Source organism: Odoribacter laneus YIT 12061, from assembly GCF_000243215.1.
GTDB lineage: Bacteria > Bacteroidota > Bacteroidia > Bacteroidales > Marinifilaceae > Culturomica > Culturomica lanea.
The window spans coordinates 207646-219274 of record NZ_JH594596.1; the positions used below are offsets into that span (position 1 = coordinate 207646).

Annotated in this window: 8 protein-coding genes; 6 read left to right on the forward strand and 2 right to left on the reverse strand. The window is 40.7% G+C overall.

Annotated features, from left to right (window positions below; genetic code table 11):
- The first annotated feature begins 6 nt into the window (after positions 1-6).
- The 6 genes from HMPREF9449_RS00985 (at position 7) to HMPREF9449_RS01010 (ending at position 9354) form a co-directional block, all read left to right on the forward strand.
- Entirely contained in the window at positions 7-1527 is a 1521-nt protein-coding gene (locus HMPREF9449_RS00985) for a RagB/SusD family nutrient uptake outer membrane protein (RefSeq protein ID WP_009135356.1), read from the forward strand.
- Between the two features lie 100 nt (positions 1528-1627).
- Positions 1628-1894 carry a LysO family transporter gene (locus tag HMPREF9449_RS00990; protein ID WP_009135357.1) on the forward strand — a complete coding sequence of 89 codons (267 nt, stop codon included), beginning with the start codon at positions 1628-1630 and terminating at the stop codon, positions 1892-1894.
- Between the two features lie 134 nt (positions 1895-2028).
- On the forward strand, positions 2029-2631 hold the full coding sequence (locus tag HMPREF9449_RS00995) for a lysine exporter LysO family protein (protein ID WP_009135358.1): 603 nt from the start codon (positions 2029-2031) through the stop codon (positions 2629-2631).
- Positions 2632-2695: 64 nt separating this feature from the next.
- Entirely contained in the window at positions 2696-5839 is a 3144-nt protein-coding gene (locus HMPREF9449_RS01000) for a glycoside hydrolase family 2 TIM barrel-domain containing protein (protein WP_009135359.1), read from the forward strand.
- 36 nt (positions 5840-5875) lie between these two features.
- On the forward strand, positions 5876-7792 hold the full coding sequence (locus tag HMPREF9449_RS01005; protein WP_009135360.1) for an MGH1-like glycoside hydrolase domain-containing protein: 1917 nt from the start codon (positions 5876-5878) through the stop codon (positions 7790-7792).
- A gap of 284 nt (positions 7793-8076) precedes the next feature.
- Complete coding sequence (locus tag HMPREF9449_RS01010; RefSeq protein ID WP_040611489.1) at positions 8077-9354, forward strand: M64 family metallopeptidase; 1278 nt, start codon at positions 8077-8079, stop codon at positions 9352-9354.
- 333 nt (positions 9355-9687) lie between these two features.
- Here HMPREF9449_RS01010 and HMPREF9449_RS01015 read toward each other — a convergent pair whose 3' ends face one another.
- Positions 9688-10035, reverse strand: coding sequence for a hypothetical protein (locus HMPREF9449_RS01015; RefSeq protein WP_009135362.1), 348 nt, complete (start codon positions 10033-10035; stop codon positions 9688-9690).
- Positions 10036-10379: 344 nt separating this feature from the next.
- Positions 10380-11384 (reverse strand): type I glyceraldehyde-3-phosphate dehydrogenase, encoded by a 1005-nt coding sequence (gene gap, locus HMPREF9449_RS01020; protein ID WP_009135363.1) that lies wholly within the window; start codon positions 11382-11384, stop codon positions 10380-10382.
- Positions 11385-11629 lie beyond the last annotated feature (245 nt).

Here is an 11629-nt window from a genome sequence, read left to right on the forward strand (position 1 = left end):
AGACCTATGAAAAAATTACTGAATCTGATATATCTGCCGTTACTAGCTATAGTGTTAGGCGGTTGTGAAGATTTCCTGACAGTGGAATCTCCGGATCAGTCTACTTCCGGAAATTATTGGAAAAGTCAGGAAGATGCCCTGTCGGGTTTGTCTGCTGCTTATTCCCAGTTGTATTATGGAGGGGGATGGCGTTTTCATGAGAACAAGTTTGTATTTGAACCTTTCCGGGAAGATATCATGGATATGGGGCCGGGAGCTTCCGGTTACGGGTATATGAGTTCAATTTACAATTTTACCTTTAATATGAACAGCAGTGTGCCGGCTACAATCTGGGATTATAATTATTGGGGGCTTAGCTATAGCAACCAGGTGATAGATAAAGTCAGTGCTATGGATGACGCTCTGTTCGACACCGACATGAAAGGGCAAATTATTGCAGAAGCTCGTTTTATGAGGGGATATTATCATATGGTATTGTTATTAAACTGGGAAAAAATCATTGTTCGGGAGAAATACATTACTTCGGAAGGTGATATAGATCAGCCTTTATCAGAAAGAGATTATGCCTGGGATTTTATTGTAGATGATTTTAAGTATGCTGCCGGCAATTTACCGATGACGCGTGGGGCTGCTGATAAAGGACGGGCTACTTCTGCTGCGGCAAATGCTTATCTGGGATATGCCTATCTGACCCGGGCCTATGAAGAGCCGGAACGTAAAACAGAATTTCTGGAACAGGTGGTAGAAGTTTTGAAACCGGAAAATTTTAAGGGTTATAGATTGGTATCTATGGACAAATGGTTGGGGATGTTTAACGGTACAAACGATAATTCCGAAGAGTCTTTGCTTGAAGTACAATTCTCCCCGGCTACTTCTGGAAATGCTTATTATAAACATCAGCTCCATTATTGGGTGGCTTCTTCTGAATTAGGTGGCTGGGAAGGGATTTTACCTTCTACTATGTTGTATGAAGAATTTAAAAAAGAAGGAAAAATTGCCACAACGGGGGGCTATGATAGTCGTTTATACAATACGTTGTGGTTTAAAGATGAGTATTTTAATGGAAATCCTGAAAAAGTTTGGGGGTACAATTATGACGAATGGTTTAATGGAAAAGACAAACCTGTATTCCGCAAATTTATTCCGGTTGACGAGGAAGGCATGAAGCCGAGTGAAACTTCTATGAATATGATGTTGATGCGTTATGCAAATGTGTTGTTGATGCGGGCAGAAGCTTACAATGAATTGGATCATCCGGAATTGGCAAAACCTTTGATAAATGAGGTGAGAGCCAGAGCGGATATGCCTTCTATGTCGGGTTCTTCTCAACAAGCTGTGAGAGCCCAGATCGAACACGAACGTATAGTGGAATTTGCTTTGGAAAGTTTCCGTTTTTACGATTTACGCCGTTGGGGAAAAGCGAAAGAAGCTTTGGCTGCAGTGGGACGAACAAGTTTTGATCCGAGCAGGCATAATTTCTTTTATGTTCCTCAGGATGAGCTAAATTCAAATGGGCAAATTAAATAAATAAAAAGGGGTGTTGACGGAATGTTCTATTTCAGAACATTCCGTTTTTTTAAATTCATTGAATTATATATATTGCGCCTCCTAATGAATAAAAAAAATTATGCTAATAGTGATAGGTTTAATGGTCAGTGGGATTCTTTTAGGGTATTTGTTTCGGGAACGAAACCTGAAATTTGTACAAAAATTGATTACTTGGGCCATCTTTATTTTACTTTTTTTACTGGGACTCAGTGTAGGAGTTAATGATCAGATTATGAATAATTTGGACACTATCGGAATAGATGCTTTATGCATCACTTTGGGAGCTGTTGCCGGAAGTATCTTGTGCGCCTGGGGTATTTATAAGTTTTACTTTTCTAAAGGATGAAGCGGAAAGAAAAGAGAAACTTCAGAAGTTCGAATGTGACACTGTTCGAGAAACAGTATACTTTTCACATTTAAACATTTGACATTTTTACTTCTAAAACAGCTTTAAGCTTAGAATTTAGCAATCGTTTAAATATGCGTGGAAGTTTAATTATTGTCGCTTTTTTTATCGTAGGGGTATTGATGGGGCGTTTTATCGAGATGCCTGCTTTTGTTACCGAGCAGGATCCTACTTTATATGCCCTCTATGTATTGATGTTTCTGGTCGGAATCAGTATAGGAAGTGATAAAAAAGCATTGCAAGCCCTGAAACAACAAAATCTGAGGATTGTATTAGTGCCTTTAGGAACCATATTGGGAACTTTAGCCGGTTCGGCTGTCATCAGTTTGGTGTTGAAAGACAGGAGTTTGACGGATTGTCTGGCTGTGGGTTCTGGTTTTGGGTACTATTCCTTATCTTCTATTTTTATTACTCAATATAAGGGAGCAGAGTTGGGAACCATAGCTTTGGCTTCTAATATTATTCGGGAGCTGCTCACTTTACTAGCCGCCCCGTTTTTGGTCCGTTATTTTGGGAAATTAGCGCCTATATCGGTCGGGGGAGCTACCACTATGGATACCACTTTACCGGTTATCACGCAGAGTTCCGGCAAAGATTATGTAGTGGTTTCCATTTTTCATGGGATTACAGTTGATTTTAGCGTGCCATTTTTGGTTACGTTTTTTTGTACAATATAAATATCGGTAAAGAAACAGGGTAACTGTTTGGATGAAATTTTGAAAGTATTAATTAGATAATCAGATGATAAGATATATATTTTTCTTCATATTGGCCTGTTATATGTGGGAGGGAAAAGGTCAGGTTATTGGAAATGAATGGGAAAATCCTTCTGTGAATGAAATCAACCGGGAGCCTATGCACGCCTGGTTTATACCTTATGAAAAAGAAAAAGATGCAATTCAGAAAAAGACTTCTGAAGCTTCACGGCTTTCTTTAAACGGAATCTGGCATTTCAAATATTCGGTCAATCCGGAAAGTCGCCCCCAAGATTTTTATAAAAAGGGATACCGTTTGAAAGGATGGGATCGGATTGAAGTGCCTGGAAGCTGGGAGTTGCAAGGTTTTGATGCTCCTATTTATACGGATACGAAATATCCTTTTCCGGCGAATCCTCCCTATATCCCAAAAGATTATAATCCGGTGGGATCCTATGTCCGGGAATTTACTCTTCCGGAGAATTGGCAAGGACAGGAAGTTATCTTGCATTTTGGAGGAGTAGAATCGGCTTTTTATTGTTGGGTGAACGGAGAGTTTGTCGGATATAGTGAAGATAGCCGGCTGCCTGCAGAGTTTATTATTACTCCTTATTTGAAGAAAGGCCGGAATAAATTGGCTGTGGAAGTATATCGCTATAGTGATGGTTCTTATCTGGAATGTCAGGATTTTTGGCGGTATAGCGGGATCGAACGGAACGTATGGTTGATTGCCCGTCCGAAATCCCGGATAAGGGATTTTGAGGTAACTGCTCCTTTGGTAAACGATTACCGGGATGGAGATTTGAAGGTGAAGATAACGGCCGATGTCCGGAATCTGGTTAGGGGTACGGCATTCGAAGTAAAGTTGTTGGATAAAGAGAAGCTGATCTATTCCGCCCGTTCGGAAGTAAAAGAAGCTACGGATACGTTACATTATTTTCATACAGCCTTGGCAGATGTTCGCAGCTGGACGGCGGAGACCCCGGAATTGTATACCTTGGTTGTGAATACGTGGAATCCTCAGGGAATTCTTCAGGAATCCTTTGCTCATCGTTTTGGTTTCCGGACGGTGGAGATGAAAAACGGAATGTTACAGCTAAACGGTGTCCCCATACTCCTGAAAGGAGTAAACCGACATGAACACGATCCTAAAAAAGGGAGAAGTGTGACTTATGAGGGAATGAAAGAAGATATCCGCTTGATGAAGCAATTTAATATAAATGCTGTGAGATGCAGCCATTATCCCAATATAGAAGAATGGTACGAACTTTGTGACGAATACGGGCTTTATCTGATTGATGAAGCCAATCTCGAATCGCACGGAATGGAAGTAACGGAAGAAGGAACATTGGCAACTGTTCCGGAATGGATAACTCCGTATCGGGAGCGGATGAGCCGAATGGTAGAAAGAGATAAAAATTTTACTTCTGTCATTGTCTGGTCTTTGGGGAACGAATCCGGGTATGGACCGCATTTTGAGACAACTTATCGTTGGACGAAACAGAGAGACGCTAGTCGTCCGGTACAGTATGAAGGGGCCGGTCGGGAAGGAGCTACCGATATTTATTGCCCGATGTATGCCCGGGTGTGGAAATTGAGGGAGCATGTCAATCAAAGGCGTCCCATGCCTCTTATCCTTTGTGAATATGCCCATGCCATGGGAAACAGTGTGGGGAATTTGAGCGATTACTGGGATTTGATTTATAAATACGATCAGTTGCAGGGTGGTTTTATATGGGATTGGGTAGATCAGACTTTTGCGATAAAAGACAAGGAAGGAAATGACATCTGGGGTTATGGAGGAGATATGGGATATGTCGGAGTGAAGAATGATTCTAATTTCTGTGCGAATGGTTTGGTAATGGCCGACCGCTCTTTGCATCCTCATATCTGGGAAGTGAAAAAAATATATCAGGGAGTGCATTTTGATGGCATACCTTTTAAGACAGGCCGGATCTCCTTGACAAACCGGAATGATTTTCTGAATCTGGATTGTTATGCTTATTCCTGGAAAATAAAAGCGGATGGGAAGATCATTCTGTCCGGCAAACTGGATGTACCCGCCATCCCTCCTCATGGAACGGCGGAAGTGGAGGTCAGCATACCTGAGTTTGAGGTAAAGCCCGCTACTGAGTATTTTCTGCATTTGGAAGCTTCTACCCGGGAAGCGACGGATCTGCTGCCTTCGGGGCATATTGTGGCCTCGGAGCAGATGCCTTGGCCGGTAGATTATATTGATCCGGAAGTGACAAAGATGAAAGGAGTTTTAAAGTTAGAACAAACAGACCGGCAGATAAAAATAAACGGGGAGGGATTTGAAATTGTTTTTTCTACCGACAGAGGAGAATTGATAAGCCTGGCTTATCAAGGAAATCAGGTGCTGAAGGAAGCTTTGCGGCCCAATTTCTGGAGGGCTCAGACGGATAATGATGTCGCCAATGGTATGATGCAGCGTTGTGGAATCTGGTTAAAAGCCGGGGAAGAGCTGAAATTGGAGGATTTGAAGGTGGGGAGGACTGGAGAAAATGTACAGCTGAAAACCCGCTATACCTTACAAGGACAAACTTCTGTTTATTCCGTTGTCTATACCGTTTATCCGGATGGAGCCATACAGGTGGAGAATTTTTTTAAAACAGAAGAGAAAGATTTGCCTGAAATGCCTCGTTATGGTATGCGGATGGTGTTGAAGGGGGAATACGATCAAATGAGCTGGTTCGGAAGAGGTCCTCACGAGAATTATTGGGATCGTAAATCTTCGGCTGATATTGATTTGTATCGGGCTACTGTCTGGGAACAATTTCATCCTTATGTTCGTCCACAGGAAACAGCTAATAAATCAGACGTACGCTGGTGTGCTTTATTGAATGCTTCCGGCGACGGTATTTTAGTAGTAGGAAAACAGCCTCTGAATGTAAGTGCCTGGAATTTTCCGCTACAGGATATTACACATGTCAGTCCTAATATCGAAAGAAAACACGGCGGAAGTATCCGTAAACAGGATATGGTATGGCTGAATATTGATTTGCAGCAAATGGGTGTGGGCGGTGATAATTCCTGGGGGGCGCAGACACATCCGGAATACACCATTACTCCGGACGATAAACAATATACCTTTACCATTATTCCTGTAAAATTCGGTGAAGATTTAGTAAAGAAATCCAAGATAAACCGGAGAGAAAACCTAAAATAAGAGATTTATACATACAATATAAGACGAGATTAAAAGATGAACAAGATTTTGTGGATAGGATGGGCCGTATTAAGCTTGGTGAGCTGTCGGCCGGGAGAAATTCCTAAATCGGAAAAAGCGTTTGAATATCCTGATATTTTAAACATTACGTATACCCCGGATCATTCCAAAGGCGGAAAAGGTTGGTATACGGATTGCGGAGCTTGGATGGGGTTTACTTTACCCGAAGCAGAGAAATTCACCAATGGTTTTTGCGGGCCTTTCGATTTGGATAACCGGAGGTGGATCAGCCGTTCCTTGGTACAAGTGGGGTATGTCGAAAATGGAAAAATAATAACTCCGGATATGTTTCATCCGGATAGTCTGGTTTATTTCCCCGGACAACTGTATATGGAAAGCAGTATTGCTACTATTTCGATCCGTCAACGGCTTTTCTTTACCGACAAAAACCATGCTTTACTTCTGTGTCAGAGTGACGAAGAAATAGATTGGTTTTTCGAAGGAAGTATTTGGGGAGAGGATTATAAAAATGAAGTGATCAATCAAAGCTTGGTTATTTATTTACCGCGGGGAGAAGTTGCTGCAGTGACTTTTGAGAAAGACGCGGAAATTATGCTTACTTCTTCTGTATACAAGGCTTCTTTCTCTAAGCTTGCCAGGCATCATATTGCCGTATTTTCGTTTTTTAATAAACAGGAAGAATTACAGCAGGGACTGGAAAAAGCAGAAGCTCTTTTGGGACAGTCCCAACACTTGCAGGAACAGCATGCTCAGAGATGGAATACTTATTTGGAACGGATTTTGAGAACAGATATGCCTGCGTCTTATAATCAAATTGCTGTAAAAGCCATGGTGACTTTGCTGAGTAACTGGCGTAGCAGTAAGGGAGATTTGTTACACGACGGCATGGTCCCCTCACATGCTGTGGGGTATTTTGTCGGATTTTGGGCATGGGATACTTGGAAACAAGCGGTAGCTACTGTCCGTTTTGAACCTGAATTGGCAAAGAATCAAATCCGTTCGATGTTTGATTATCAGGATGAAGCCGGTATGATTGCCGATTGTATTTATAGCGATAAACGGGAAAATAATTATCGGGATAGTAAACCCCCTTTAGCCGCCTGGAGTGTGTATGAAGTTTTTCGGGAAACAGCCGATACTGCTTTTGTACGGGAAATGTATCCTAAGTTATTAAAATACTACCGCTGGTGGTTTAGCTACCGGGATCATAACGGCAACGGAATCTGTGAATTCGGTTCTACAGACGGTACAGAGGAAGCTGCAAAATGGGAAAGCGGAATGGATAATGCTGTTCGCTTTGACGAAGCGAAAATGGTAAAAAATAGAGAAGGAGCCTGGAGTTTTAACCAGGAATCGGTGGATTTGAATGCTTATCTTTCTTATGAACACCGTTTGTTGAAACAAATGGCCGCTCTTGTCGGAGAGAGGTTTGAAGAGCCCGATCGGACAGAAAACCTGAAGACTTATTTTTTCGATGAGGAAAAAGGATATTTTTTTGATAAAGTGCTGGAGGGCGACTTTGTGCGGGTAGAAGGACCGGAAGGCTGGACCCCTTTGTGGACGGAAATAGCTACTTCTGAACAAGCCGGAAGAGTAATGAAGATCCTTGCTGATACGAATAAATTCTCAACCTATATTCCTTTCCCCACTTTAGCTGCGGATCATCCTAAATTTTTACCGGGAGGATATTGGAGAGGACCGATTTGGTTGGATCAGGTATATTTTGGTATTTCCGGAATTCGGAAATATGGCTACCATCGGCAGGCAGACTACTATACAGATCAGGTATTTACCCGCCTGAAAGGATTATCGGGAAAGGCGCCTATTCATGAAAATTACGATACACATGATGGAAGTGTACTGAAAGCTCCCCATTTCAGTTGGTCGGCCGCTCATTTGTTGATGTTGTATTGGGAATACGGGAGAAAATAAGGAGAGGGTTGAGCCCCTTGTTTCAGGATAAGGGATAGACACTTCCGGCCGGATGCATGAGAATACTTCGCTGATTGACAGAACCCCCTGTTGGTTTAAGTTTTATGAAAACCGGGGATTCGTTAATCAGCGAAATGTTTAAGAGATCTTCCTCTTATATGAACTGATAGGGATCAAAACCGGATTTTGAGGTTTCTTTTTTCTTTTCGGAAAAAAGGATACAATTTTTATTTACTTTATTAACTTTACACAGTTGTAATTATAATATTATTTACATGAGGATTATGAATCGATTATTGTTGGCCGGCATGATAGGATTAATATCAGTTGTTTCGGCAAATGCTCAGTTTGATCAGTATTTCTGGGAGAAAACCATGCGTTTTGATTTTTATCATTGCGGAGACCAGAACACCCAAAGTTACTTTTTTGATGAATTGAAGGAAGAGCCTTATTGGGCAGGTTCCAAGGTTTCTCTGATTGATGATAACGGTTATGGAAATCAACTGTTTAAACTGGTAGATGAAGCTAGCGGTAAGCTTATCTATTCCCGTTCTTATTGTACTTTGTTTAATGAATGGCAAACTACTCCTGAGGCTGCAGAAACGATGAAATGTATGCCGGAATCGGTTGTATTCCCTTTTCCCAAAAAAGATGCCAGGCTCGAATTATATGCCCGCAATCGGAAGGGAAAATTTGAGAAGAAATTTGAGTACTCTATCCGCGTTAACAGTTACTTTATCAAGCGGTTTACTCCCCGTTATGAAACCTTTGAAGTTGTTTATAATGGAAATCCGGATCACAGAATCGATTTGGTTTTATTGCCGGAGGGGTATTCTGCCATGGAAAAGGAAAAATTTATGACGGCCTGTAAAGTATTTGCAGAAGAATTTTTCAGTTATTCTCCTTTTAAAGAAAATGCCCAAAAATTCAATATCCGGGCTGTATGGGCACCTTCCGAGGAAACAGGCGTGACGATTCCCGGAGAACACATTTGGAGAAATACAGCTTTAAAGGCTTCCTTTTATACTTTTGATTCGGAAAGATATCAGATGATAGAAGATTTTCAAAATGTCAGGGATGTTGCCGCCCATGTGCCTTATGATTATATCTATATTTTGTCGAATACACAAAAATATGGAGGCGGAGGAATATATAATTTTTATGGAATAAGTGCCGCCAATCATCCGACCCGTACGGGTAAAATTTATGTACATGAATTCGGGCATGTATTGTTAGGCTTGGGAGATGAGTATGTGGGAAATGTCTCTTACAACGATATGTATCCGAAGGATGTCGAACCATGGGAAGCCAACTTGACGACCTTGGTGGATTTTGGACGGAAAGATTGGAAACACCTGTTGAAAGCTGGAACCCCTGTTCCCACACCTTTGACAGACGAGAACAGCCGGGAATTAGGAGTATATGAAGGGGGCGGATATGTAGCAAAGGGAGTATATCGTCCTTGGCCCAATTGCCTGATGAATAATTTGCATAAAACAGATGAATTCTGTCCCGTATGTATTCTGGCCATTCAGAAATACATCGATTTCCTGTGTGAATAACTGATTACCCGGTTGAAGATAGCCGGTAGAAACGTCTTCTAGTCCTTAAAAAATGCTTGAATTTTGATGGAAAAAAGAAAGAAACTCTCCCTGAAGTAAAATTTTACCTTTGGGGAGAGTAAGCTTTCTTTAAAAATAGCCTGACGCTTCTCCTGAACTGTAAGTCGATAGTCCCTGATTTATATATTTGTTCGTTGAAGCTGCGGACTTGCCGGTCAAAAGTTTGAAAGACTTTACCCATCCGGTTTCAAAAAACGGGGGACGGTAAAGAAACTCTTTTGGAACCTTGTATTCTGGGAATGAAGTTCATTTCCTTATTTACCCAAACAACTGCTAGATAAGCTCCAAGTAAAATTTAAAGTCAAATATGCGAAAAGCAGTTTCACGCGGTAAATGCCGTCCTCTGACAATGGGAATACTCAACATTAACTGATAGACTTTAAAAAGGCTTACTGTTTGTTTTTCCGAGATTTGGATATTGTATGTTTTGCAATATTTCCTGAGGGCGTAAAGAAATATCCGGTATTCGTATTTGTCTTTGTAATTGACGGAAAGATAATCTTTCAAAGGAACTGGAATATGCCAGATTTTGAACAGATACTCAGGGACTTCATCGAAAGTGGCATCTAAGTGTTGCTCTATAAATTCAAAACTTCTCTGCTCTATTTCGTCGATACTCATATATTGGGGTTTTAGACTGTCTTTTACCGACAAATAAAAAAGCGTGAACTATACTTATTTTCTCTACGAAGGCTTGACGAGACCCCAATGACAAAAATAAGCAAGCCCACGCTTTTTTGTGAGTATATCGACAAAGCGTGAGCGTTGCACATTTTATCTCGTCATTAATTAAAATCGTCAAATTTTCGTAGAGAGACTAATGTAAACGCAAAATTAAATTATTTAGCTCAAAGTTACACTACAAGTAGGCAACTCTATGACAAAGTAAATAATAAAAATTGACTTTACAAAATGAAAAAAGGATGTCGGACGACATCCTTTTATAAATATTTAGTAAGTTAAAATTACTTTACAGTATTCATGTGAACGATTAGTTCCAGTACCTTATTCGAATACCCCCATTCGTTGTCATACCAGGATACTAATTTCACAAAGTTTTTATTTAAAGCAATACCTGCTTTAGCATCGAAGATAGAGGTACGGGCGTCTCCTAAGAAATCAGAAGATACGACCTCTTCTTCCGTATAGCCCAGAATTCCTTTCATTTCTCCTTCTGAAGCTTCTTTCATAGCAGCTTTGATTTCGTCATAAGAAGCTTCTTTAGCTAAACGGAAGGTAACGTCTACTACAGATACATCCAAAGTCGGAACGCGGAAAGACATACCTGTTAATTTTCCGTTTAATTCGGGAATAACTTTTCCGACAGCTTTGGCTGCACCGGTTGAAGAAGGAATAATATTACCAGCTGCAGCACGTCCGCCTCTCCAGTCTTTCATGGAAGGACCGTCTACTGTTTTCTGTGTAGCCGTTGTAGAATGTACGGTAGTCATTAAACCTTCAATAACTCCGAATTTATCCTGGATGACTTTGGTTAACGGAGCCAGACAGTTCGTCGTACAGGAGGCGTTAGAAACAATTGCTTCTCCGGCGTATTTCTTATTGTTTACACCCATTACAAACATAGGAGTGTCGTCTTTGGAAGGAGCTGACATCACTACTCGTTTAGCACCTGCTTTGATATGAGCTTCCGCTTTTTCTTTGGTAAGGAAAAGTCCGGTGGATTCTACCACATATTCTGCACCTACTTCATCCCATTTCAAATTGGCCGGATCCTTTTCTGCTGTTACGCGGATAGCCTGACCATTGACAATCAGTTTGCCATCTTTTGCTTCGGCAGTTCCTTTAAATCTTCCGTGCATGGTATCGTATTTCAGCATGTAAACCATATAGTCTACGTCGATCAGGTCATTAATACCTACAATCTCAATATCATCTCTGCTCATAGCAGCACGGAATACTAAACGTCCAATACGTCCGAATCCGTTAATACCAACTTTAATTTTTGACATCTTCGTTATTTTTTAGGTGATACAAATCTAAAATTTTTCTCAAATTTACAATAAAGTAATGGAATCTGTGCTTATTGAATTTAAAACTATCCGAAAAAATAACACAAACGATTCCAAATAAAAAGAAGAACTTTTTTGTTTTATCATGATTTTCACAAAAATAGAAATAAAAAATGAAACTTTAAAATGCTTCGTCTATTAGATAATTTACGGTAAAATACCAGAAAAGTTTAGCAAGGGGATGA